The sequence below is a fragment of the Telluria antibiotica genome, from assembly GCF_011682055.1.
Lineage (GTDB): Bacteria > Pseudomonadota > Gammaproteobacteria > Burkholderiales > Burkholderiaceae_D > Telluria > Telluria antibiotica.
This window is the reverse complement of the sequence record NZ_JAAQOM010000004.1, coordinates 366172-389737: the sequence shown is the minus strand read 5'-3', so window position 1 is coordinate 389737 and position 23566 is coordinate 366172. Positions and strand designations below refer to the sequence as shown.

Sequence of the window (23566 nt, the reverse complement as noted above, 5' to 3'; positions counted from 1 at the left end):
CGGCAACTCAGCAGTCGGTGCCCCATCCGGCGTACGCGTCTCGCGCGCATTTGGCGGGCACAGGGTGTCCACCCTACGGCTGGGCGCGTATCGTAGGGTGGGCACCCCGTGCCCACCATCACGCGCATCAGCCCTTGAGCTGCAACCCGTGCTCGTCGCACCAGCGCTGCAGCGCCGTGCGCGTTTCCTCCGTGCGGAAGCGCTGCCACGCGGCGGTCGCGCCGCGCTCTTCCAGCAGCCGGTCGAAGCCGTCGGTGTCCTGGGCGCGCATGAGGTCGCGTACGGCGGCCTGGTCGCCGGCCAGGTGAGCGGCCGCGAAGCGCAGCACGAGCGGGTCGCCGATGCCGAGCGTGCTTGCGGGCGGGACGGCGACGTATGCCGCATCGGCGGCGCCGCCATCGGCCGGCAGCGGCGCTTCCTCGTCCATGTAGTCGTCGTTGAGCACGTGGATCATGCCCGTCGCGCGCGCGACGAGGGCGCGGGCGCGGCCCTCGCCGTCGTCGACGACCATTGCCGCGTGTTCGAGTTCGTCCAGGTTGACTGCCGCCATGGTGCCTCCGCTTCCGTTCGATGCCGCCAGTATGCAGCGCCTGCGCGCGCGGGCTCGCACGGTTCGGGCGGGCAAACAAAAAGCCCGCGGGGCGCGAACCCCGCAGGCTTTGTCGTGAACGGTGCCGGCGCGATGCCGGCAGCCTGTCCGGCTATTACATCATGCCGTCCATGCCCATGCCGCCCATGCCACCCATGCCGCCCATGCCGCCGGCAGCCGGCTTGTCTTCGACGACTTCCGAGACCATGCAGTCGGTGGTCAGCATCAGGCCGGCGATCGACGCTGCGTTCTGCAGTGCCGAGCGGGTGACCTTGGCCGGATCCAGCACGCCCATTTCGACCATGTCGCCGTAGGTGCCGTTCGAGGCGTTGTAGCCGTAGTTGCCCTGGCCACCGATGACGGCGGCGACGACGACCGACGGCTCTTCACCGGCGTTCTGCACGATCATGCGCAGCGGCTCTTCCATTGCGCGCAGGACGATCTTGATGCCGGCTTCCTGGTCCGGGTTGTCGCCTTTGACTTGCAGTGCGGCGCGCGCACGCAGCAGGGCCACGCCGCCGCCCGGGACGATGCCTTCTTCGACGGCAGCGCGGGTGGCGTGCAGCGCGTCTTCCACGCGTGCTTTCTTCTCTTTCATCTCGACTTCGGTCGCGGCACCGACGCGGATGACGGCAACGCCGCCGGCCAGCTTGGCCACGCGCTCTTGCAGCTTCTCACGGTCGTAGTCCGAGGTCGCTTCTTCGATCTGGACGCGGACCATCTTGACGCGCGCTTCGATCGATTCGGCAGCACCGGCACCATCGATGATGATGGTGTTTTCCTTGCCCACTTCGACGCGCTTGGCCTGGCCCAGTTCGTTCAGCGTGACCTTTTCCAGCGTCAGGCCGACTTCTTCGGCGATCACCTGGCCACCGGTCAGGATGGCGATGTCTTCCAGCATGGCCTTGCGACGGTCGCCGAAGCCAGGGGCCTTCACTGCGACGGTCTTCAGGATGCCGCGGATGTTGTTGACGACCAGGGTCGCCAGCGCTTCGCCTTCGATGTCTTCGGCGACGATGACCAGCGGACGGCCAGCCTTGGCGACTTGTTCCAGCACCGGCAGCAGGTCGCGGATGTTGGAGATCTTCTTGTCGCACAGCAGGATGAACGGGTTCTCGTGGACGGCGACCTGCTTGTCCGGGTTGTTGATGAAGTACGGCGACAGGTAGCCGCGGTCGAACTGCATACCTTCGACGATGTCCAGCTCGTCGTTCAGCGACTTGCCGTCTTCGACGGTGATGACGCCTTCCTTGCCGACTTTTTCCATCGCTTCAGCGATGCGCTCGCCGACGGACGAATCCGAGTTGGCCGAGATGGTACCGACTTGCGCGATCTCTTTCGAGGTCGTGGTCGGCTTGGCGATCTTCTTCAGTTCTTCGACGGTGGCGGCGACGGCCTTGTCGATGCCGCGCTTCAGGTCCATCGGGTTCATGCCGGCGGCGACGAACTTCATGCCTTCGCGGACGATGGCTTGTGCCAGCACGGTCGCGGTGGTGGTGCCGTCACCGGCGTTGTCGCTGGTCTTCGACGCGACTTCCTTCACCATCTGCGCGCCCATGTTCATGAGCTTGTCTTTCAGTTCGATCTCTTTGGCGACCGAGACACCGTCCTTGGTGACGGTCGGGGCGCCGAACGAACGTTCCAGCACGACGTTGCGGCCTTTCGGGCCCAGGGTGACCTTGACTGCGTTGGCCAGGATGTTGACACCCTCGACCATCTTGGCGCGTGCAACGTCGCCGAACACTACATCTTTAGCTGCCATATTTGATTCTCCGAATTTTTCAGGAAGTTATTGGACGAATTACTGGGCCACGACGGCCATGATGTCTTCTTCGCGCATGACCAGCAGCTCCTCGCCGTTGACCTTGACGGACTGGCCCGAGTACTTGCCGAACAGGACGCGGTCGCCGACTTTCACTTCCAGCGGGCGGACGTTGCCGTTCTCTTGCACTTTGCCGTTACCGACGGCCAGCACTTCACCTTGGTCCGGCTTCTCGGCCGCCGCATCGGGGATGATCAGACCGGATGCAGTCTTGGTTTCCTGGTCGAGACGCTTCACGATCACGCGATCGTGCAATGGGCGAAGGTTCATGCAAAACTCCTTGTAGTTGGTTTGACAGGCTATCCAGGGACCGCAGCGCGCCATCCTTGGTATCGGCTCGCTGCGGCGTAGAAAGGTTTGTTAGCACTCTCTACTAACGAGTGCTAATTATAGGGACGATAATTTCGCATTTCAAGCCACAGTGTTCGTGTTTTAACGGACTTTTTTGCGGTTTCGCAACCGGATTGACCGGTTGGGGACAATGCGCAGGCGCGCCGCGGCGTGAACCGTGCGGCGGTGAGTAGAAAGACAATCCGACGAGCGTAACACCGATTCGCCTGGACGGGGCGCACAATCGGCCTCGGGCGGCCGGTCGCGGGGCGCACGCGCACGCGCGCCTGTTGACGAAAAATTCAACTCGATCCTATAGTTATGGATGATTTCCGAATTCCAAGACCTATCAGACAAGATCGACCGGCTCGCCCAGTTGACCCAGGCACTGCGCAGCGAGAACTATCTGCTGCGCCAGGCAAACGCCTTGCTCAGCGCGGAAAACGTCGACTTCAAGCACCGCTTGCTCGCGGCCCAGCAGCGTGTCGAGGGCCTGCTGGCCCACCTCGAACCCGCTCCCGAAACCTCCGATGACGCGGAGGCCGCGCAATGATCCAGCTCGACGTGAACATCATGGGCCAGCCGTATCGCCTGGCCTGCCGTGACGGCGAAGAGAAGACGCTGCGCGAGGCCGTGGCCTACCTTGACGGCAAAATGTGCGCGCTGCGCGACTCCGGCAAGGTGAAGGGTACGGACCGCATCGCCGTCATGGCGGCGCTGTCGGTGGCGGCCGAATTCCTGTCCGTGAAGGCGCCGCAAGGCCCACTGTCGGAGATGACGATCCTCGAAGTCAAGCAAAAACTCGAGGCAATGCACACGGTGTTGGATGCCGCACTCTCGGACGGCGAACACTGATTCGAGGCGGAAAAGGGTTTGACATGCCCGGCCATCGTAGTAAACTGCGGTCTACCCTGCGGTGTTCGAGATTTGCCATATATTCCTTGAACCATTCTTTCGCATAGGTTGTGGAACATGTTTGGTGGGCGCGATCGTCGCTAGTCCGACGAACCCGAAACTGAGCTGACCGCGACCACCTTGAGCCGTCAGGTTCGGGATGCCGGCAAAAACGGCACAGGCGGGGATAAACACACGAGCGGTTGCGGACCATGAGGTCGCAACCGCTTTTTTTTTCGACGTTTTTCGAAGGAGTGCCGCGCATGCGCTACTGGCTGATGAAATCCGAGCCCGGTGAAGTGAGCTTTGCCGACGTGCTGAACGCGCCCGGCAAGACGGTCGCGTGGTTCGGCGTGCGCAACTACCAGGCCCGCAATTTCATGCGCGACCAGATGCAGGTCGGCGACGGCGTGCTGTTCTATCACTCCAGCTGCGCCGTGCCCGGTGTGGCGGGCGTCGCGCGCGTGGCCAGCGGGGCGTATCCGGACGCGTCGCAATTCGAGCCAGGCAGCCACTACTTCGATCCGAAGGCCACGCGCGAGCACCCGCGCTGGATCTCCGTCGACGTGACGGCGGTGGCGGAAGGGCGTTATCTGCCGCTGTCCGACATGCGTGGCGTGCCGGAACTGGAAGACATGGTGCTGTTGCAGAAGGGGAGCCGGTTGTCCATTTCGCCGGTGACGCAGGGACAGTGGAATAAAGTGCTGGAATTGATGGGCATTTGAGGCCTCGGTGGCCCTCAAATGAAACGTGACGGCACGGTGGGCACGGGGTGCCCACCCTACGAATCATCCGCGTTCCGTGGATGCAGATGCCGTAGGGTGGGCTCCCCGAGCCCACGCGAATGTTCGCGGAACCGTTACGCGTGCACGGCCCGCTTGTTCGCATCCGAGTAGGCCCACCCCAGCATGATGATGCCCGCCACGATCATCGGCAGCGACAGCACCTGCCCCGACGTGATCGGCAGCCCCATCACATGCGTCTCCCAATCGGGCACGCGGAAATACTCGGTGAAGAAGCGCGCGCAGCCATACAGCAGCGTGTACAGCGCACCCACCGCCAGGCGCGGGCGCGGCTTGCGCGCGAACAGCCACATGATCACGAAGACGAGCAGGCCGTCGACGAGCATCTGGTACAGCGGCGACGGATGGCGCGGCCCTTCCACACCAGGCCACAGCATCGCCCACGGCAGGTTCGGATCGGCGAGGCGGCCCGGCAGCTCGGCGTTGATGAAATTCCCCAGGCGCCCGCACGCGTAGCCGATGGGGACCATCGGCGCGATGAAGTCGTACACGTCCAGCAGGTTGCGGCCGCGCTTGCGCGCCCACAGCGCCATCGCGATCAGCACGCCGATGAAGCCGCCGTGGTACGACATGCCGCCATGCCACGTCATGAGGATCTCGGCCGGATGCGAGAAATAATAATCCGGGCGGTAGAACAGCACTTCGCCGAGGCGGCCGCCGATCACCACGCCCAGCATCCCGTAGAACAGCATGTCGTCGAGGTCGGTGTAGGTCCAGCCCTGCGCCTGCACGTGGGCCTGCGTCTTGATGCGCACGCGGCCCAGCAGGATGAACAGGGCGAAGGCGACCACGTACATGATCCCGTACCAGTGGATCTCGACGGGGCCGATGTGGAATGCGACCGGATTCGGTTGCGGGTGAACGAGCATGTTAAATAGTCCTCAATAGTTCCAGGAAGCCCTGCAGCACGGGCGACGCGTTATCGCGGCGCCATGCGATGCCGGTTTCGACCAGCGGGGTCGGATCGGCGAGGGCACGGTATTCTACGCCCGGGCGCATCAGGTTCGACACGGATTGTGGCACAAGTGCCAACCCCATGCCCGCCGAGACGAGGCTGACGATGGTCTGCATCTGGATCGCCTGCTGGCCGATGGCGGGCGTGATGCCGGCCGCACGGAAGCACGACAGGATGGCATCGTGCAGCGCGGGCGAGATCTCGCGCGGAAAAATGATCAACGGCAGATGGGGCAGGTTGCGCAGCGCGACGGGGCCCTTCTTGCGTAGCAGGCCCGCGGGCGCGCACAGGATCAGCGGCTCGTCCAGGACCTTCATGTAGTCGAGCGCCGCGCGCGCGCGCTCGGGCAGCGGCGGAATGAGGAGGCCCGCATCGATGCGGCCGCGCAGCAGCTCGTCGATCTGCACGTCCGACGTCGCTTCCTGCAGCGACAGCTGCACGCCCGGATAGCGCTCGCTGTAGCGGCGCAGGAAAGGCGGCAGCACGCTGTAGTCGGCCGATGTGATGAACGCGAGCGCCAGCCGTCCCGTCTCCCCGGTCGCGGCGCGGCGCGCCAGGTCGGGCAGCAGCGCGGCCTCGAGGAGGATGCGGCGGGCTTCCGGAAGCAGGGCGCTGCCGGCCGGCGTCAGCGCGACCGTGCGGCGATTGCGCAGGAACAGCGCCGTGCCGAGGCCATCTTCCAGCGCGGCGATCGCCTGCGACAGCGGCGGCTGCGTCATGTGCAGGCGCGCCGCGGCGCGGCCGAAGTGCAATTCCTCGGCCACGGTGACGAAGTAGCGCAGCTGGCGTGTTTCTATGTTCATCGTATGGGTGGCATGGCTGTGATTCGCGCAGCATATCAGAAGCACGCGTGACGGCCCATTTGACGCGGACGGCTCCTCGCGGCATGCTGGAAAAATCGTCCCATCAGGAGCCGACCATGTCCGACCCAGCGCGCTACAACCGCCGCTCCCGCCACGTGACCGAAGGCGTCGCCCGCAGCCCGAACCGTTCGATGTACTACGCGATGGGTTATCAAAAGGCGGACTTCGACAAGCCGATGATCGGCGTCGCCAACGGCCATTCCACGATCACGCCGTGCAATGCCGGCTTGCAGAAGCTGGCCGACGCCGCCATCGCCACGATCCGCGACGCGGGCGCCAATCCGCAGGTGTTCGGCACGCCGACGATCTCCGACGGCATGTCGATGGGCACGGAGGGCATGAAGTTCTCGCTGATCTCGCGCGAGGTGATCGCGGACTGCATCGAGACGTGCGTCAACGGCCAGTGGATGGACGGCGTCGTCGTCATCGGCGGCTGCGACAAGAACATGCCGGGCGGGATGATCGCGCTGGCGCGCACGAACGTCCCCGGCATCTACGTGTACGGCGGCACCATCAAGCCGGGGCACTGGAAGGGCAAGGACCTCACGATCGTGTCGGCCTTCGAAGCCGTGGGCGAATTCACGGCGGGGCGCATGACCCAGGAGGATTTCGACGGCATCGAGCGCAACGCCTGTCCGTCGTCCGGCTCGTGCGGCGGCATGTACACGGCGAACACGATGTCGTCGTCGTTCGAGGCGCTCGGCATGTCGCTGCTGTACTCGTCGACGATGGCCAATCCGGACGACGAGAAAACGGCATCGGCCGCGCAGTCCGCGCGCGTGCTCGTGGACGCCGTCAAGCGCGACCTGAAGCCGCGCGACATCATCACGCGACAATCGATCGAGAACGCCGTCGCCGTGATCATGGCGACCGGCGGCTCGACGAACGCCGTGCTGCACTACCTCGCCATCGCGCACGCGGCGGACGTGGAGTGGACCATCGACGATTTCGAGACGATCCGCCGCAAGGTGCCCGTGATCTGCAACCTGAAACCGTCGGGCGAGTACGTCGCGACGGACCTGCACCGCGCGGGCGGCATCCCGCAGGTCATGAAGCTGCTGCTGGATGCGGGCCTCCTGCACGGCGATTGCATCACCATCACCGGACGCACGCTGGCCGAGGAACTGGAGCACGTGCCGTCCGCGCCGCCGGCCGGGCAGGACGTCATCCGTCCGTTGGACCGCGCGCTGTACAAGGAAGGGCACCTCGCGATCCTGAAGGGCAACCTGTCGCCGGAAGGCTGCGTCGCGAAGATCACGGGCCTCAAGAATCCCGTGATCACGGGGCCCGCGCGCGTGTTCGACGACGAGTACAGCGCGATGGACACGATCCTCGCCAACCGGATCAACCCGGGCGACGTGCTCGTGCTGCGCTACCTGGGGCCGCGCGGCGGTCCCGGCATGCCGGAGATGCTGGCGCCGACGGCGGCATTGATCGGCAAGGGGCTGGGCGAATCCGTCGGGCTGATCACGGACGGGCGGTTTTCCGGCGGCACCTGGGGCATGGTCGTGGGACACGTGGCGCCGGAAGCGTTCGAGGGCGGCACGATCGCGCTCGTGCAGGAAGGCGATTCGATCACGATCGACGCGCACCGCCAGCTGATCCAGCTGAACGTCCCGGCCGACGAGATCGCGCGCCGCCGCGCGGCCTGGGTGCGCCCGGCGCCGCGCTATACCAGCGGCGTGCTGGCCAAGTTCGCCGCACTGGCGCAGCCGGCCAGCAAGGGTGCCGTCACCTGCTGAACGGTTTCCTACGCGCGGCGAACAGACGCTACAGGTTCGCAAGCTCGCGGCCCAAGTTCGGGGTCAGAGCACGATTTTTTGTAAATTCGGGGTCAGAGCGGATTTTTGCGCAATATTCTGGAGGCACTTCGTCACGCGCTCCGGCCGTACCGTCATCGCGAACTGTTACCGCGGTACGGTGAATTGGACGGTGTTGGAAGCGCGAGCACCATTGTACGAAAAAGTGCTCTGACCCCGAATTTTCAGCAGAAAGTGCTCTGACCCCGAATTTGCATACGCGTTTGGAACAGGCGCTATACGGCGGCTGGCATGTCCGATCACGAAGGGGACGTGCTAAGCTGCCGGGCGCATCATTTGCGCTTTCCGAAGCTCTGCTTCACGCGGTCCTTGCGGCGCTTCTCGTCGAGGTCGTGGGCCTTGCGCTTGTCGAGTCCCAGCATCTTTTCGATGAATTCGAACCAGATGAAGGCGACGACCATCAGGCCGACTATCCACCACCAGGACAGTTCGGCGAAGCGCCAGACCTCGAAGTAGCGCAGGACGACGAGGGCGAGGATCAAGAGGATGAGGGGCATGGCGATTCCTTTGGGTATTGCTTGGGCGTTGCTTTCCAAGGCCATGTTACCGCAATGATGCCGTGAAACAACGGATTCCTGCCATCCCGTCAACGGAAATATGTATCAGCCGTTACCGAATATGTCCACGCCGCCACAGGCGGGGAAACACGATAGAATCGAATTATTAGAAACGCCCCAACTGGAGATAAACTGATGAAACGTTCCCTGATGTTGTTTGTTGCTGTCGCTGCCGTCGCATCGACCAGCGCGTTCGCGCAGGACGCCGCCGCGCTGGCGAAATCGAAGAACTGCCTGGCGTGCCACGCCGTGCAGACCAAGCTGGTGGGCCCGGCGTACAAGGACGTCGCCGCCAAATACGCAGGCCAGAAGGATGCTGAAGGCAAGCTGGTCCAGAAGGTCATGAAGGGCGGCTCGGGCGTCTGGGGTCCGGTGCCGATGCCGGCCAACCCGCAAGTCAGCGAAGCGGAAGCCCATACGCTCGTGAAGTGGGTGCTGGCGCAGAAATAATTTCTGCTGTCTCAAAAGGAAAGCGCGCCTTGCAGTAGCAGGCGCGCTTTTTTGTAGGGTGGGGTGATCGATGCGGGGCATCGATCACGAGCCCACGCGGAAGCCGGCGTTTCGCACACGTACGCGTGGGCACGGGGTGCCCACCCTACATGATCGGCGGATGACGTTCCGCTTAGCGGATCACGTCCAGCTTCGTGCGCTTGCCGCCCCGGTACGTGAACAGCGTCAGCGCGCCGTCCTTGATGTCGCCGTTGGCATCGAACTGGATCGTGCCCGTCACGCCTTCGTAGCGGATGTTCTTGAGGACCGGCAGGTACTTGGCCGGATCGGCCGAGCCGGCGTCGTGCATGGCCTTCGCCATCACCATCACGGAGTCGTAGACGTACGGCGCGTACAGCTGCACGTCCATGTTGAACTTCTGCTTGTAGCGCGCGCGGAAGTCGTCCATCACCTTTTCCTGCGGGCCCTTGACGCCGCCCGCTTCCGCGCAATACACATGGTTCTCGCCGAGGCCGTCGCCTGCGAGGCGGCCCAGCGCGTCCGTGCACATGCCGTCGCCGCCCATGAACACGGCGTTGATGCCGAGGGCCTTCAGCTGCTTGAGCATCGGGCCCGCGACGGAGTCCATGCCGCCGAAGAAGACCAGGTCCGGTTTCTTCGCCTTGATCGAGGTGAGGATCGCCGTGTAGTCGGTGGCCGTCGCGCTCGTGAATTCGCGGCCCACGACCTTGATGCCCGGCTTCTTGAGGCCCTTCGCGAATTCGTCCGCCACGCCCTGGCCGTAGGTGGTACGGTCGTCGATGATGGCGATGTTCTTCGCGTGCAGCGTGTCGATCGCATACTTGCTCAGCGTGCTGCCCAGCTTGGCGTCGCTGGCGACGACGCGGAACGCGCCGGGGAAGTGCTGGCGCGTGTAGACGGGCGCCGTCGTGGCTGGCGAGATCTGCACGATGCCGGCATCGTTGTAGATCTTCGACGCGGGCACCGTCGTGCCGGAATTCAGGTGGCCGATGACGCCGTTCACCTTGGCGTCGACGAGTTTCTGCGCCACCGCCGTGCCCTGCTTGGGATCGGCGCCGTCGTCTTCGGAAATCAGCTGCAGCGTGGCCTTCTTGCCGTTCAGCGTGAAGCCTTTCGCGTTGAGCTCGTCGATCGCCATGCGCGCGGCGTTCTCGTTGTCCTTGCCGAGGTGCGCGCTGGGGCCGGAAATCGGCGCCACGTGGCCGATCTTGACGACCTGCTGCGCGCCGGCCGTACCCGCGAAGGCGAGGGCGATGGCGAAGGGGATGAGTTTCGTAGTGACCTGCATGTTCTCTCCAGGAAGAATAGGGCAGCTGGTATCGCCGCACGTTATTGCGCAACGCAAAGTTACCTTAATTTGCTGCCGGCGCAAAGCGTTCCGGATGAGAGATTTGGCGCTGCACACCGATGGCGCGGCAGGTTCCCAAATGGTGCGCCGAACGGTGCGCTCAGCCGCGCGTGCGCAGGTGCGCCAGCTCCTGCGCGACGGCGCGCGTGACGACCTGCTCGACCGTCACCTGCAACCCGTCGCGGAGTTCCGTCGCCAGCCGCGTCACGACGGCGTCGAGCACGGGTGCCATGCCGCTACGGACCTGGTCTTCCAGCACCAGCTCCACGCGGTCCTGCAGGCGGTCGAGCACGCGCGCGACGAGGCGTTCCTCGAGTGCGCGCCAGGCCTCGTCGTCGAGCTCCCGCGGCGCGGTGTCGGCCCGGGTGTCCGCCTGCGGGGCGGGCGCTTCGGGCGCCGGCGCGGGCGGCGCCGTCTCGGCCACGACCTCGGTCAGGACGGGAATGCTTTCGTCGTTGAAGGGAATGTCGCTCATGACTGGCCCGCCACGAAGTGCGTCAATTCGTACGACTGCTTCTTGTACGCGACGTAGCGCGCGCGGCCGGCGGCGGCGTCTTCCTCGTCCGTCGAGATGATCTCGAACACGCGCGCGAACCGGTCGAACCCGGCCGGCGTGCGGCGCGTCAGGTTCACGAGCATGTCGCGGTGCGGCAGTTCGGCGTTCTCGTCGGCCGTGACGATGACGGGCGTCTCCGGCGCCAGCGGATCGCCGGCCATCACGTGCGGGATGAAGTCGGTGCCGGACAAGGTCCACAGCGCCTCGTTCAGGGCCTCGGCCTGGGCCGGGCTGTCGGCCAGCAGGACGAGCTTTGCGCGCGCCGCGTACGCCTTGCGCGCGAGGCGGCACACGTAGCTGAGCTTGTCGGGGATGTTGGTGTGGAAGTCGATCCGGGTCATGGCAGTCGGGTCATCAAAACTGGAAATCCGGCTTGGCCGGCTTCGGCACCGGCGGCTTGGGCGGCTGGCGCGGCTGTTGCCGCTCCGCCTGCGCCGCGGCCGCATCGGGCGCGGGCGCGGGTTGCTCACGCGGCGGCGGTGCGGGCAGGGTGGCCGGCGCGGCCGCTTCGGCGGTGCCGGTCTGGTAACCGGGCGGCAGCATCGTCTTGCGCGGATACGATGCCGAATCGAGCGCTTCGTTCCACGTGTCGGCGGCAAAGCCCGTCACCTGGCGGCTGCCGACGACGAGCAGCGGCAGCTCGTCCTTGCCGCCGATGCGGTGCAACTGTTGCTGGTCTTCGGCCGTGGTCACGGTCTTTTCCGCGAACGGGATGCCGCGTGCACGCAGCAGGGCGCGGCCCCGGTCGCAGGCACCGCAGCGCGTCGTCGTGTACAAGGTGACGGGGTGATTGCGCACGGCACGCGCCAGTTCGTACGGCAGCGCGGGCGCCACGGCCGGCTGGTTGTCCGGACGCAGCACCTTGGCCTGGCCCGCCGGCGGCGGCGTGTCGCTGTAGTGGATGACGCCGGCGGCGTCCTTCCACTTGTACACCTGGCCCTGCGCGGCGGCGGCGCTGGCGGCGAGGACGAGCAGCGCGGCGCACAGGCGCGCGCGCCGTTTCCGTTCACCTGCTGCGTGCATCCGTTTCATTGCCGTCGTGCGTTCAGGACTGCATCCCGTTGTGGCGCAGCAGCGCGTCGATCTTGGGCTCGCGGCCGCGGAAGGCCTTGAACGATTCGAGCGCCGGGCGCGAACCGCCCACTGCCAGGATCTCGCGGTGGAAGCGCTTGCCCGTCTCGTCGAGAAGCGATCCGCCGCCCACTTCGACGGCTTCCTCGAACGCGGCATAGGCATCCGCCGACAGCACCTCGGCCCATTTGTAGCTGTAGTAGCCGGCCGCGTAACCGCCCGCGAAGATGTGGCCGAACGAATGCTGGAAGCGGTTGAACGACGGCGGAATCAGCACGGAGAACTTCGTGCGCACCTCGTCGACGAGGTCCTGCACCGTCTTCTGGCTGGTCGGGTCGAAGTCGTAGTGCAGGTGCATGTCGATCAGCGAGAACTCGACCTGGCGCAGCGTCTGCATCCCTGACTGGAAGTTCTTCGCCGCGAGCATCTTGTCGTACAGCGCGCGCGGCAGCGGCTCGCCCGTCTTGACGTGCGCCGTCATGCCTTGCAGGACGTCCCACTCCCAGCAGAAGTTTTCCATGAATTGCGACGGCAGCTCGACGGCATCCCATTCGACGCCCGAGATGCCCGAGACGGACAGCTCGTCGACTTCCGTCAGCATGTGGTGCAGGCCGTGGCCGAATTCGTGGAACAAGGTCGTCACTTCGTCGTGCGTGAACAGCGACGGCTGCAGTTTGCCGTCGACTTCAGCGGGCGGCGTGAAGTTGCAGGTCAGGTACGCGATCGGCGTCTGCACGATGCCGCCCGTCGTCAGGCGACGGCCGCGCGCATCGTCCATCCACGCGCCCTGGCCCTTGCCCGGCCGCGCATACAGGTCGAGATAGAATTGTCCGATCAGCTGGCCGTTCTTTTCGATGCGATAGAAGCGCACGTCCGGATGCCAGACGGGCGCATCGTCCGGGGCGATCGTCACGTCGAACAGTGTCGAGATCAGGCCGAACAGGCCGGCGACGACCTTGGGCTCCGGGAAGTATTCCTTCACTTCCTGCGCGGAGAACGCGTAGCGCTTTTCGCGCAGCTTTTCCGATGCGTACGCGACGTCCCAGGCTTGCATGTCGGCGATCCCGAGTTCGTCCTTCGCGAACGCGCGCAACTCGGCCAGGTCCTTCTCGGCGTACGGGCGCGCGCGGCGCGCGAGGTCTTCCAGGAACTCGATCACGTGTTCCGGCGTCTCGGCCATCTTCGGTTCCAGGGAGACGTGCGCGAAGCTCTGGAAGTCGAGCAGCTTGGCCTCTTCATCGCGCAGCTTCAGCAACTGGGCGATATTGCCCGTGTTGTCCCATTTCTCCAGCTCGGAGAACACGGCGCCCATCTCGGACGCCTTGGTGGCGTTGGCGCGGTAGATCTGTTCGCGCAGCTCGCGCTTGTCGGCGAATTGCAGGATCGGGAAATACGAGGGGAAGTGCAGGCTGAATTGCCAGCCCGTCTTGCCGTCGCGCTCCGCCGCGGCGCGCGCGGCGGCCTTCACGTCGTCCGGCAGGCCGGACAGGTCGGCTTCGTCGGTGACGAGCAATTTATAGTCGTTGGTCGCGTCCAGCACGTTTTCCGAGAAGCGCGTGGACAGCTTGGCCTGCTCTTCCTGGATATCGGCGAAGCGTTCCTTCTGCTTTTCCGGCAGCTCGGCGCCGCCCAGGCGGAAGTCGCGCAGCGCGTTCTCGACGATGCGCTTGCGGGCCGGCGTCAGGTTCGCGAAGTCGGCGCTCGCGCGCAACTGCTTGTATTTGTCGAACAGCGCCTCGTTCTGGCCCAGCTCCGTCCAGAACTCGGTGATCTTCGGCTGGTTCTCGTTGTAGGTGGCACGCAGCTCGGGCGTGTCCATCACGTGGTTCAGGTGGTTGACGATGCCCCAGGCGCGGCCCAGGCGCTCCGTCGCTTCCTCGAGCGGGACGACGAAGTTGTCCCACGTGACCGGGCCGTCCGCGGGCGCCTCGGCCGTGGTCACGGCGGTGCGCGCTTCCGCGATCAGCTGCTCGATCGCGGGCGTCACGTGCTCGGGACGGATCAGGTCGAAGCGGGGCAGGCCCGAAAAGTCGAGGAGGGGATTGGTCGTTTCGGTCGTCATATCTAGAGTCCTTTATTCAATCTCACCGCCATCTTACTACCTGGGCCGACGCTAGCGGATCGCACACGTCGCGCGTGGGCTCGGGGAGCCCACCCTACCTGTAACTTACCCGGGCCGGCCGAATCCGGGCATTCACGAACGCGTAGGGTGGACACCCCGTGCCCACGCGGACGTTCGCCGACCGCATCGCACGGTTCTCAGCGTTTCGCCACGCGCTCGGCCGACTCCAGCGTATTCATGAGCAGCATGGTGATGGTCATCGGCCCCACGCCACCCGGCACCGGCGTGATGTGGCCGGCGACTTCCTTGACGCTGTCGAAGTCGACGTCGCCGCACAGCTTGCCCTCGTCGTTGCGGTTGATGCCCACGTCGATGACGATGGCGCCCGGCTTCACCATGTCGCCCGTCAGCGTGTTGCGGCGGCCGACGGCGGCCACGACGACGTCCGCCTGGCGCGTGTGGTAGCCCAGGTCCGGCGTACCGCTGTGGCAGATGGTGACGGTGGCGTTCTGTTGCAAGAGCAGCAGCGCCATCGGCTTGCCGACCGTGTTGCTGCGGCCGATGACGACGGCGTGCTTGCCGCGCAGGCTGACGCCGGTCGTCTCGATCAGCTTCATGCAGCCGTACGGCGTGCACGGGCGGAAGCCTTCCAGGCCGGTCATCAGTTCGCCGGCCGACAGCACCGAGTAGCCGTCCACGTCCTTCGTCGTCGCGATCGCTTCGATGACCTTCGACGGGTCGATGTGCTTCGGCAGCGGCATCTGCACGAGGATGCCGTGGATGGCCGGGTCCGCGTTCAGCGCGGCGATGCGGTCGAGCAGCGCCTGCTCGGAGAAATCGGCCTCGTATTTTTCCAGCACGGAGTGGAAGCCCACGTCGCCGCACGCCTTGACCTTGTTGCGCACGTAGACGTGGCTGGCAGGGTCGTCGCCGACGATGATCACCGCGAGGCCGGGCTTGTGGCCGGCGGCCGTGAGGGCGGCGGTGCGGGCGGCGATGTCGGCGCGCAGTTGTTGGGAAAGTTTGACTCCATCGATCAGTTGGGCAGGCATGGCGGGGGCTCGTGTGCTGGACAAAAACGAAATTATAAGCGCCGCAAGGTATCAAGCGGGATATCGCGCGCCGCTTGGCGGCGTTCGTTGTCATATTTATAGACGTGCCCGCGTCGGACTGCCGCTGCCGAGCCATGCCCGGCGCATATGATCTTCCCACATTATGAAATTGAATATCATATTTTGAAAATTGCGCGCTCCACTGGTAGAATCGGCAGGCTTTTATCAAGAGATAGTCTTTTTCGCCACCAAACGTCCGTGACGAATTCAGGATCGGGTGGGGCACCACACTCAAGGAGACGTAGCAAATGTCAGCTCAACTCGACCAGTTGACGGCACAAGCCGCCAACGACCCGGATACGCTCGAGACCAAGGAATGGCTCGACGCGCTTGAAGCGGTCATCGAATTCGAAGGTACCGATCGCGCGCACTACCTGCTGGAGCGCCTGGTCGATCTGGCGCGCCGCCGCGGCGCCCACGTTCCGTTCTCGAGCAACACCGCCTACGTGAACACGATTCCGGCCCACCTGGAAGCGCACTGCCCCGGCAACCTGGAATACGAAGAGCGCCTGCGCTCGTGGATGCGCTGGAACGCGATGGCGATGGTCGTCAAGGCCAACCGCCTCGATGGCGACCTCGGTGGCCACATCTCGTCGTTTGCCTCGCTGGCGAACATGCTGGGCATCGGCTTCAACCACTTCTGGCACGCCGAAACCGAAGACCACGGCGGCGACCTGCTGTACATCCAGGGCCACTCGTCGCCCGGCATCTATGCCCGCGCATTCCTGGAAGGCCGCCTCTCCGAAGAGCAGCTGCTGAACTTCCGCCAGGAAGTCGACGGCAAGGGCCTGTCGTCGTACCCGCACCCGAAACTGATGCCGGACTTCTGGCAGTTCCCGACCGTGTCGATGGGCCTGGGCCCGATCATGGCGATCTACCAGGCGCGCTTCCTGAAGTACCTGGAAGCCCGCGGCATCGCCAAGACCGACAACCGCAAGGTATGGGTCTTCTGCGGCGACGGCGAGATGGACGAGCCGGAATCGATGGGCGCGATCGGCATGGCCGCGCGCGAAAAGCTCGACAACCTCGTCATGGTCGTCAACTGCAACCTGCAGCGCCTGGACGGCCCGGTGCGTGGCAACGGCAAGATCATCCAGGAACTCGAAGCGGACTTCCGCGGCGCCGGCTGGAACGTCGTCAAAGTCATCTGGGGCCCGGGCTGGGACGACCTGCTGGCCAAGGACAAGGACGGCATCCTGCAGCGCGTGATGATGGAAACCGTCGACGGCGAATACCAGAACTACAAGGCGAAGGACGGCGCGTACGTGCGCAAGCACTTCTTCGGCAAGCACCCCGAGCTGCTGAAGATGGTCGCGAACATGACCGACGACGACATCTGGCGCCTGACCCGGGGCGGCCACGACCCGCACAAGATCTACGCCGCCTTCAAGAACGCCCAGGAAAACAAGGGCACCCCGACCGTGCTGCTCGTGAAGACCGTCAAGGGCTTCGGCATGGGCAAGTCGGGCGAGGCGCGCAACACGGCGCACCAGACCAAGAAGCTGGACGACGAGGCGATCCGCGAGATGCGCGACCGCTTCGCCATCCCGATCCCGGACGACAAGCTGGCCGAGATCCCGTTCTTCAAGCCGTCCGACGACGCGCCTGAAATGAAGTACCTGCACGAGCGCCGCAAGGCCCTCGGCGGCTACCTGCCGCAGCGCCGCCAGCAGGCCGACGAGAAGCTGCCGGTCCCGCCGCTGTCGACCTTCAAGGCCGTCACCGACCCGACCGCCGCCGGCCGCGAGATCTCGACGACGCAAGCCTATGTCCGTACGCTGACGACGCTGCTGAAGGACCCGGGGCTGGGCCAGCGCATCGTCCCGATCCTGGTCGACGAATCGCGTACGTTCGGCATGGAAGGCCTGTTCCGCCAGATCGGCATCTTCAACCAGCAGGGCCAGTTGTACGAGCCGGTCGACAAGGACCAGGTGATGTACTACCGCGAAGACAAGGCGGGCCAGATCCTGCAAGAGGGTATCAACGAAGCGGGCGGCATGTGCTCGTGGATCGCCGCGGCGACGTCGTACTCGACGAACAACCGCGTGATGATCCCGTTCTACACGTACTACTCGATGTTCGGCCTGCAGCGCGTGGGCGACCTGGCCTGGCTGGCCGGCGACATTCGCGCCCGCGGCTTCCTGATGGCCGGTACGGCCGGCCGCACGACGCTGAACGGCGAAGGCCTGCAGCACGAAGATGGCCACAGCCACGTCTTCGCTGCGACCATCCCGACCTGCGTCCCGTACGACCCGACGTATGCGCACGAAGTGGCGGTGATCATCCAGGACGGCCTGCACCGCATGGTGGAGAAGCAGGAGGATGTGTTCTACTACATCACCATCATGAACGAGAACTACGAGCAGCCGGGCCTGAAGCCGGGAACGGAAGAGGGCATCGTCAAGGGCATGTACCTGCTGCAGGAAGGCGATAAATCTTCCAAGCTGCGCGTGCAGCTGATGGGCTCCGGCACCATCCTGCGCGAGTCCGTGTTCGCCGCCGAGATCCTGAAGAACGACTGGGGCGTCGCTGCCGACGTGTGGTCGTGCCCGTCGCTGACCTTGCTGGCCCGCGACGGCCAGGACGCCGACCGCTGGAACCTCGTGCATCCGACGGAAGCGCCGCGCGTGCCGTACGTCACCCAGCTGCTGCAGGGTTCCGAAGGCCCGATCGTCGCGACGACCGACTACATGCGCCTGTTCGCGGAGCAGATCCGCGCGTACATCCCGAGCGGCCGCACGTACAAGGTGCTGGGCACCGACGGCTTCGGCCGCTCGGACACCCGCGCCAAGCTGCGCGAATTCTTCGAGGTGAACCGTTACTACATCACGGTCGCCGCGCTGAAATCGCTGGCCGAAGAAGGCAAGATCGACACGAAGGTCGTGGCGGAGGCGATCGCCAAGTACGGCATCAATCCGAACAAGCCGAATCCTGTGACCCAGTAATGCTCTGGCGCATGCAACGTAGGGTGGGCACCCCGTGCCCACCATGACGTTCGCGTGCCGCACACATTGGTGGGCACGGGGTGCCCACCCTACGAGCTAACGATAAGAATACGGAGCTAACACACTATGAGCATTGTGGAAGTCAAAGTCCCCGATATCGGCGACTTCAAGGAAGTCGAAGTCATCGAACTGATGGTCAAGCCGGGCGACACGATCAAGGTCGACCAGTCGCTGATCACGGTCGAATCGGACAAGGCCAGCATGGAGATCCCGTCCAGCCATGCGGGCGTCGTGAAGGAATTGAAAGTCAAGGTCGGCGACAAGGTCGCCGAAGGTTCGCTCGTGCTGCTGCTCGAGGAAGCGGCCGGCGGCGCGGAAGCTGCTCCGGCAGCGGCTGCGGCACCTGCCGCCGCTGCACCGGCACCTGCTGCTGCGCCGGCTCCGGCCGCAGCGCCTGCGCCGGCTCCTGCCGCGGCACCGGCCCCTGCGCCTGCTGCAGCACCGGCCGCCGCCGCGGCACCGGCCGCGAGCTTCGCATCCGCCCATGCGTCGCCGTCCGTGCGCAAGTTCGCGCGCGAACTGGGCGTCGACCTGAACAAGGTGAAGGGTTCCGGTCCGAAGGGCCGCATCACCCAGCAGGACGTGCAGGGCTTCGTGAAGTCGGCGCTGGCCGCCGGCCCGGCCGCGGCACCGGCAGGTGCGGGCGGTGGCGCAGGCCTGAACCTGCTGCCATGGCCGTCGCTGGACTTCTCCAAGTTCGGCGAGACGGAAGCGCAGCCGCTGTCGCGCATCAAGAAGATCTCCGGCCCGAACCTGCACCGCAACTGGGTCATGATCCCGCACGTGACGCAGTTCGAAGAAGCGGATGTGACCGACCTGGAAGAGCTGCGCGTGGACTCCAACGCCGCGTACGCGAAAGCCAAGTCGCCGGTCAAGCTGACGATGCTCGCGTTCGTGATCAAGGCGTCCGTCGCCGCGCTGAAGAAGTTCCCGAACTTTAACGCGTCGCTCGACGAAGCCAACGGCCAGCTGATCCTCAAGAAGTACTACAACATCGGCTTCGCGGCCGACACGCCGAACGGCCTCGTGGTCCCCGTCATCAAGGACGCCGACAAGAAGTCCGTGTCGCAGATCGCCACCGAGATGGGCGAGCTGTCGGCGCAGGCGCGCGAAGGCAAGCTGTCGCCGGCGAACATGCAGGGCGCGACCTTCACGATCTCGTCGCTGGGCGGCCTGGGTGGTACGGCGTTCACGCCGATCATCAATGCACCCGAAGTCGCGATCCTGGGTCTCTCCAAGTCGTCGATGAAACCGGTTTGGGACGGCAAGGCATTCCAGCCGCGCCTGATGCTGCCGCTGTCGCTGTCGTTCGATCACCGCGTGATCGACGGTGCCGCCGGCGCCCGCTTCACGACCTACCTGGCCGATGTCCTGGCCGACCTGCGCAAGACGCTGCTGTAAGGAGAGCCCATGAGCACCGTTGAAGTCAAAGTCCCCAACATCGGCGATTTCAAGGACGTCGAAATCATCGAACTGATGGTCAAGCCCGGCGACACCATCAAGGTCGACCAGTCGCTCGTCACCGTCGAATCGGACAAGGCCAGCATGGAGATCCCGTCGACGCACGCGGGCGTCGTGCAGGAACTGAAGGTCAAGGTCGGCGACAAGGTGAACGAAGGTTCGCTGCTGCTGACCCTCGATGAAGCCGGCGCGGGCGCGGGCGCGGGCGAGGCGTCTGCGCCGAGCGCTGCCGCTCCGGCACCTGCCGCCGCACAGGCACCGGCCAACAAGCCGGCCGATTCGTACGCCCCGGCGCACCCGACCCCGTCGGCACCGGCCGCCGGAACGCCGCCCGCACCCATCCCGAACGCGGCCAGCTATACCGGCCCGGTCGACGTCGAATGCGAGATGATGGTCCTGGGCGCAGGCCCCGGCGGCTACTCGGCCGCCTTCCGTTCGGCCGACCTGGGCATGAACACCGTCCTCGTCGAGAAGTACGCGACGCTGGGCGGCGTGTGCCTGAACGTGGGCTGCATCCCGTCCAAGGCGCTGCTGCACGTGGCGCACATCATGGACGAGACGGCGCACATGGCGGACCTGGGCGTGTCGTTCGCGAAGCCGGACGTCGACATCGACAAGCTGCGCGCGTACAAGGACAAGGTCATCAAGACGATGACGGGCGGCCTGGCCGGCATGGCCAAGTCGCGCAAGGTCAACGTCGTGCAGGGCGTCGGTAAATTCCTGAGCCCGAACCACATCGAGGTGACCGGTGCCGACGGCGCGAAGAAGGTCGTCGCGTTCCAGAAGGCGATCATCGCGGCCGGTTCGGCCGTGGTGAAACTGCCGTTCGTGCCGGAAGATCCGCGCATCGTCGACTCCACCGGCGCGCTGGAACTGCGCCAGGTGCCGAAGCGCATGCTCGTCATCGGCGGCGGCATCATCGGCCTCGAGATGGCGACCGTGTACTCCACCTTGGGTGCGCGCATCGACGTCGTCGAGATGATGGATGGCCTGATGCAGGGCGCGGACCGCGAGGCCGTCAAGGTCTGGCAGAAGTTCAACGCGGCCCGCTTCGACAACATCATGTTGAAGACCAAGACCGTCGGCGTGGAAGCGCTGCCGGAAGGGATCAAGGTCACGTTCGAAGCCGCCGAGGCAGGCCAGCCGGCACCGGAAGCGCAGGTCTACGACCTCGTGCTGGTGGCCGTCGGCCGCAGCCCGAACGGCAAGAAGATCGGCGCGGAAGCTGCCGGCGTGGCGGTCTCCGACCGCGGCTTCATCCCGGTCGACGGCCAGATGCGCACGAACGTGCCGCACATCTTCGCCATCGGCGACCTGGTGGGCCAGCCGATGCTGGCGCACAAGGCCGTGCATGAAGCCCACGTCGCCGCGGAAGCCGCGCACGGCGAGAAGGCCTTCTTCGATGCGAAGGTGATCCCGTCCGTCGCGTACACCGATCCGGAAGTGGCGTGGGTCGGCCTGACGGAAGACGAAGCGAAGGCGAAGGGCATCAAGATCGAGAAGGGCCACTTCCCGTGGGCCGCCTCGGGCCGCGCCGTCGCCAACGGCCGTTCGGAAGGCTTCACGAAGCTGTTGTTCGACGCGGAGACGCATCGCATCATCGGCGGCACGATCGTCGGCACGAGCGCCGGCGACATGATCGGCGAAGTCGCGCTGGCCATCGAGATGGGCGCGGACGGCGTGGACATCGGCAAGACGATCCACCCGCACCCCACGTTGGGCGAATCGATCGGCATGGCGGCGGAGGCCTACGAAGGCGTCTGCACCGACTTGCCGCCGCCGCGCAAGCGCTGATTTCGGCGCGCCGCGAAGAACCGGGACCGCGTGTCCCGGTTTTTTTGTTTACGCCACGGAGAAAGCCGGGGCAGCCGAAGCAAACGGCTTAATTTTTACGACTTTTTTGCAAGCATTTCACTAGACTGGTCTTGTTGCCGCAGCCTTGCCGGCGCTAAAAGGAAATGCCATGCTCGTCAAATTCAAATCGAAAGCCGCTGCCGATGTCCTGATGCTCGACCGTCACGCGCAAAAGGCGCTCGCGCCGTTCGGCAAGAACACGGCCAACGGCTATTTCTCTGCCAGCGAGCTGGACAACGTGATCGGGGCACTTGAAGCGACGACGGTGCAAAGCAAACTGCATGCGCCGACACAAGCGCTGGCGCAGGACGTCGAATTGCACCATGCCGCCGAAGGTGTAAGCCATTTTCCCCAGGTCCAGGAAGCCGTCGATTTCGGGGCGCATCTGTTTCCGCTGCTGGAGATGATGCGCGCGGCGCGACGCTCGGCCAGTGTCGTCACCTGGAATATCTGATGTAGTCCAGCAGTGATCGGCGAAGTCGCGCTGGCCATCGAGATGGGCGCGGATGGCGTGGATATCGGCGAGGCGATCCGCCCGCACCCCACGTCGGGCGAATCGATCGGCAGGGCGGCAGAGGCCTGCGAAGGCGCCTGCACCGACTTGCCGCCGCCGCGCAACGTTGATGTCAGCGCTGTCCGTCGTAACGAGCCGGGACCCTGCGTCCCGGCTTTTTTTATGCCGGATCCACGGTCAATTCGTTCCCTGAAGCCGGCGCTGCAGCATGTCCTTCGCCACCGCAAGTGCGTTGTCCGGCGTCGCTGCGACATCAGGTATGACGCCCACGCCTTCCCAGTTGGTGTGGGTGATGGGACTGATGGTGCGCGCACCGGGTATCGCGGCGAAAAAATGGTCGCCGAGGCGGAAGGGACGCGTGGGGTGGGCGCCGCCCCAGGTCCGCTCGCCGATCAGCGTGGCGCGCTTCAGCGTCTGCATCGTGTAGGCAAAGTCTTCACCGGCCGACATCGTGCCGGGGCCCGTCAGGATCAGGACCGGTTTCTTGCCGCCATAGCGCTTGCCGTCCAGCTGATCGACCGTCCAATGCGGCGTGGAGACACCGGTATCGCGATCCCAGATGTCGTTGACGCGCGTACGCTCATCGACGAAATAGCTGACCAGCAAAGTCACCCCGTCCGGTGTGCCACCGTGGTTATTGCGCAGGTCGACGATCAGGGCGTCGGTGTCGGCGAGCTTGTCCATCGCTGCCGCATATTTTCCGGTCACGAGGAAAGGCGGCGGGAAACCGGATAGTTCGAGGTATCCGATTCTGGGGCTCAGGTGATCGACTTTTTCCACGCCAAGGCTCGACGCGAGGATGCGCTGGCGCACCTCGGGGGGCGCAATGCGTTCCCACTCGGCCAGCGTGGTGGGGCGCGGCCCGACTTCACGGTCGGGCGGCACCAGTCCGGGGTCGAATCCCACCATCAAGTGCTGGTCATGAAGGACACCGGCCAGGTCGGCCGTGAGCTGTTTTGCCAGCTGTTCGCCGTCGGTGATCGCATCGTACTTGCCCTCGCGCTGGCGCTGGCGCAGGACCGCTTCGGCCTGCTTGGCCTTGTCGGGAAAGACATAGTGATCGTTCAGCCTTGCTACCAGCACATCGATCGTTTGCATGCGCGTCGCGCTGTCGACGGCAATTTTGGGTTGCTGCTCGGGCGTGGCGGCAAAGGCGCCGAGCGTGGTGAATAGCAGCAAACACGGTACGACGATCCATTTCTTTTTCATTTTTTCCTTTGCCAATGTGTAAGACGTAGCGGGTTCATTGCGAGGGCAATGAAGTGGAATCAGAGTAGCATAAAAATTACTATCGACTGGTAGTATTTTCGGCAATCACCCAGCCTGCATACTGAACGGTAACTTGACCAGCACGGAATCTTGCACGTGACTGGACCGAGCGCCGCGCTATCGTCGTCAAAGCACAAGGGGGACGGTCGGAGCAAACCCATCGAGGCCGTGCCGACTGGGCACGGCCTCGATGTCTACGTGGAGCAGGTG

General features: G+C 64.9%; 22 protein-coding genes and 1 other RNA gene. 10 read left to right on the top strand and 13 right to left on the bottom strand.

Annotated elements, in window-relative coordinates:
- Positions 1-127: 127 nt before the first annotated feature.
- From HAV22_RS09355 to groES, 3 genes are all read right to left on the bottom strand, one after another.
- Positions 128-550 carry a hypothetical protein gene (locus tag HAV22_RS09355; protein ID WP_166858757.1) on the bottom strand — a complete coding sequence of 141 codons (423 nt, stop codon included), beginning with the start codon at positions 548-550 and terminating at the stop codon, positions 128-130.
- 154 nt (positions 551-704) lie between these two features.
- Positions 705-2351 carry a chaperonin GroEL gene (gene groL, locus HAV22_RS09350; protein WP_166858755.1) on the bottom strand — a complete coding sequence of 549 codons (1647 nt, stop codon included), beginning with the start codon at positions 2349-2351 and terminating at the stop codon, positions 705-707.
- A 39-nt stretch (positions 2352-2390) separates the two neighbouring features.
- Positions 2391-2681 carry a co-chaperone GroES gene (gene groES / locus HAV22_RS09345; protein ID WP_036232227.1) on the bottom strand — a complete coding sequence of 97 codons (291 nt, stop codon included), beginning with the start codon at positions 2679-2681 and terminating at the stop codon, positions 2391-2393.
- Positions 2682-3066: 385 nt separating this feature from the next.
- Here groES and HAV22_RS09340 point away from each other — a divergent pair, with 385 nt between their 5' ends.
- The 4 genes from HAV22_RS09340 (at position 3067) to HAV22_RS09325 (ending at position 4360) form a co-directional block, all read left to right on the top strand.
- A complete protein-coding gene (locus tag HAV22_RS09340) occupies positions 3067-3294 on the top strand; it encodes a hypothetical protein (protein WP_166858753.1) in 228 nt (75 codons plus the stop codon).
- Complete coding sequence (locus HAV22_RS09335; protein WP_166858751.1) at positions 3291-3596, top strand: cell division protein ZapA; 306 nt, start codon at positions 3291-3293, stop codon at positions 3594-3596. Before HAV22_RS09340 ends, HAV22_RS09335 begins: the two co-directional genes overlap by 4 nt.
- Before the next feature lie 50 nt (positions 3597-3646).
- A non-coding RNA gene (gene ssrS, locus HAV22_RS09330) (6S RNA) lies at positions 3647-3827 on the top strand.
- A gap of 71 nt (positions 3828-3898) precedes the next feature.
- A complete protein-coding gene (locus HAV22_RS09325; RefSeq protein ID WP_166858749.1) occupies positions 3899-4360 on the top strand; it encodes an EVE domain-containing protein in 462 nt (153 codons plus the stop codon).
- A gap of 134 nt (positions 4361-4494) precedes the next feature.
- Here the strand turns inward: HAV22_RS09325 and lgt are convergent, their stop codons facing one another.
- Both lgt and HAV22_RS09315 read right to left on the bottom strand, forming a co-directional pair.
- On the bottom strand, positions 4495-5307 hold the full coding sequence (lgt, locus tag HAV22_RS09320; RefSeq protein WP_166858747.1) for a prolipoprotein diacylglyceryl transferase: 813 nt from the start codon (positions 5305-5307) through the stop codon (positions 4495-4497).
- Between the two features lies 1 nt (position 5308).
- Positions 5309-6196 carry a LysR family transcriptional regulator gene (locus HAV22_RS09315; RefSeq protein WP_166858745.1) on the bottom strand — a complete coding sequence of 296 codons (888 nt, stop codon included), beginning with the start codon at positions 6194-6196 and terminating at the stop codon, positions 5309-5311.
- Positions 6197-6312: 116 nt separating this feature from the next.
- On the opposite strand from HAV22_RS09315, the gene ilvD reads away from it, so the two are divergent.
- Positions 6313-7998, top strand: a complete 1686-nt coding sequence (gene ilvD / locus HAV22_RS09310; RefSeq protein ID WP_166858743.1) for a dihydroxy-acid dehydratase — start codon at positions 6313-6315, stop codon at positions 7996-7998.
- Between the two features lie 350 nt (positions 7999-8348).
- Here the strand turns inward: ilvD and HAV22_RS09305 are convergent, their stop codons facing one another.
- Positions 8349-8573, bottom strand: coding sequence for a TIGR04438 family Trp-rich protein (locus HAV22_RS09305; RefSeq protein ID WP_166858741.1), 225 nt, complete (start codon positions 8571-8573; stop codon positions 8349-8351).
- 195 nt (positions 8574-8768) lie between these two features.
- On the opposite strand from HAV22_RS09305, the gene HAV22_RS09300 reads away from it, so the two are divergent.
- Positions 8769-9083, top strand: a complete 315-nt coding sequence (locus tag HAV22_RS09300) for a c-type cytochrome (RefSeq protein ID WP_166858739.1) — start codon at positions 8769-8771, stop codon at positions 9081-9083.
- A gap of 172 nt (positions 9084-9255) precedes the next feature.
- Here HAV22_RS09300 and HAV22_RS09295 read toward each other — a convergent pair whose 3' ends face one another.
- From HAV22_RS09295 to folD, 6 genes are all read right to left on the bottom strand, one after another.
- On the bottom strand, positions 9256-10392 hold the full coding sequence (locus HAV22_RS09295; protein ID WP_166858738.1) for a branched-chain amino acid ABC transporter substrate-binding protein: 1137 nt from the start codon (positions 10390-10392) through the stop codon (positions 9256-9258).
- Between the two features lie 160 nt (positions 10393-10552).
- Positions 10553-10927: a DUF2486 family protein gene (locus tag HAV22_RS09290; protein ID WP_166858736.1), complete on the bottom strand. Its 375-nt coding sequence runs from the start codon at positions 10925-10927 to the stop codon at positions 10553-10555.
- Positions 10924-11349: a DNA polymerase III subunit chi gene (locus tag HAV22_RS09285; protein WP_166858733.1), complete on the bottom strand. Its 426-nt coding sequence runs from the start codon at positions 11347-11349 to the stop codon at positions 10924-10926. The genes HAV22_RS09290 and HAV22_RS09285 overlap by 4 nt, the downstream gene beginning before the upstream one ends.
- Positions 11350-11362: 13 nt before the next feature.
- A complete protein-coding gene (locus tag HAV22_RS09280) occupies positions 11363-12031 on the bottom strand; it encodes a glutaredoxin family protein (protein WP_166858731.1) in 669 nt (222 codons plus the stop codon).
- 22 nt (positions 12032-12053) lie between these two features.
- Positions 12054-14141, bottom strand: coding sequence for a M3 family metallopeptidase (locus HAV22_RS09275; RefSeq protein ID WP_166858729.1), 2088 nt, complete (start codon positions 14139-14141; stop codon positions 12054-12056).
- A gap of 197 nt (positions 14142-14338) precedes the next feature.
- Positions 14339-15193, bottom strand: coding sequence for a bifunctional methylenetetrahydrofolate dehydrogenase/methenyltetrahydrofolate cyclohydrolase FolD (folD, locus tag HAV22_RS09270; RefSeq protein ID WP_166858727.1), 855 nt, complete (start codon positions 15191-15193; stop codon positions 14339-14341).
- Positions 15194-15501: 308 nt separating this feature from the next.
- Here folD and aceE point away from each other — a divergent pair, with 308 nt between their 5' ends.
- The 4 genes from aceE (at position 15502) to HAV22_RS09250 (ending at position 22027) form a co-directional block, all read left to right on the top strand.
- Positions 15502-18198 carry a pyruvate dehydrogenase (acetyl-transferring), homodimeric type gene (gene aceE, locus HAV22_RS09265; RefSeq protein WP_166858725.1) on the top strand — a complete coding sequence of 899 codons (2697 nt, stop codon included), beginning with the start codon at positions 15502-15504 and terminating at the stop codon, positions 18196-18198.
- A 126-nt stretch (positions 18199-18324) separates the two neighbouring features.
- Positions 18325-19659, top strand: a complete 1335-nt coding sequence (gene aceF / locus HAV22_RS09260) for a dihydrolipoyllysine-residue acetyltransferase (RefSeq protein WP_166858724.1) — start codon at positions 18325-18327, stop codon at positions 19657-19659.
- 9 nt (positions 19660-19668) lie between these two features.
- Positions 19669-21513: a dihydrolipoyl dehydrogenase gene (gene lpdA, locus HAV22_RS09255; RefSeq protein ID WP_166858722.1), complete on the top strand. Its 1845-nt coding sequence runs from the start codon at positions 19669-19671 to the stop codon at positions 21511-21513.
- 169 nt (positions 21514-21682) lie between these two features.
- Positions 21683-22027: a DUF1840 family protein gene (locus HAV22_RS09250; protein ID WP_166858720.1), complete on the top strand. Its 345-nt coding sequence runs from the start codon at positions 21683-21685 to the stop codon at positions 22025-22027.
- A 237-nt stretch (positions 22028-22264) separates the two neighbouring features.
- Here the strand turns inward: HAV22_RS09250 and HAV22_RS09245 are convergent, their stop codons facing one another.
- Positions 22265-23296, bottom strand: a complete 1032-nt coding sequence (locus tag HAV22_RS09245) for a S41 family peptidase (protein WP_166858718.1) — start codon at positions 23294-23296, stop codon at positions 22265-22267.
- Between the last annotated feature and the right edge of the window lie 270 nt (positions 23297-23566).